This window comes from Arthrobacter mobilis (genome assembly GCF_012395835.1).
Classification (GTDB): Bacteria; Actinomycetota; Actinomycetes; order Actinomycetales; family Micrococcaceae; genus Crystallibacter; species Crystallibacter mobilis.
Window position 1 is genome coordinate 606 of the sequence record NZ_JAAZSQ010000055.1, and the last position, 882, is coordinate 1,487.

1 protein-coding gene is annotated in these 882 nt (G+C 46.0%); it reads right to left on the reverse strand.

Features of this window, described 5'->3' with window-relative positions; translation table 11 throughout:
* Positions 1–812, reverse strand: an 812-nt coding sequence (locus tag HGG74_RS20775; RefSeq protein WP_246263141.1) for a DNA topoisomerase, incomplete at its 3' end; no start/stop codon positions are given.
* Positions 813–882 lie beyond the last annotated feature (70 nt).

Below are 882 nucleotides of genomic sequence, written 5' to 3' on the forward strand. Positions count from 1 at the left end.
ACAATAGCATCCTTACCCGTAACACGTCCGGCAATATGCGCGGCCTGAGCTTCGGAGATCAGGCGTTTTTTCTCGTCTATCTGATCGTCGTCTGTTGTCTGATATTTCGCCTTAATCTGATGCCCGTTCATCGACAGACTGGCGAATACATCGTAATAAAAGCTTTCTGTGTGATTCTGGTTCGCCAGCGTGCGCATGTTCACCAGACCAAGAACGGCACTTTGTACCCGGCCAACGTTCAGAACGCCGTCATAGCCCTTCTCACGGCCTTTTAATGTACATCCCCGCGTCATGTTATAGCCAAAACCCTGATCGCACAGGGAACGCGCCAGGGCGCTTAACGTCATACCGCGAAATTTATCGTTAGGTTGTAAATTCGACAGTGATTTTTGCACTGGCGCAAGGTTGAGGTCGGCAACAAGCAGTCGCTGGACGGGTTTCTTGTTTCCGGCATAACCCAGAATCTCATCAACCAGCAAACATCCTTCATCATCGGGGTCGCCTGAATGAACGATGCTGTCGGCTTTATCGATAAGAGACAAAATAATGCGGGTCTGTGCTTCTGATTCAGGCTTGATTTTATATTTTGGCGGATAAACCGCTTTAATGGGTAAATCACTATAACGCCAGTTGGAATATTTGTCGTCATAATCCTGTGGGTCGTAAAGCTCCAGCATATGACCATAACACCAGGTAACGACATCAGAACCGTGTTCAAAATAGCCGTTTTTCTTTTCTGTATTGGGATTTCCGCCCAGTCCTTCAAAAATAGCCTTTGCTAAAGACGGTTTTTCTGCAATAAAAAGTCTCATTAATCAATCCTCAAGGTAACTTGAATAGTCAGGCTGCGCACCATTCTTTTTAAAGATTTCTTCCCTTTCC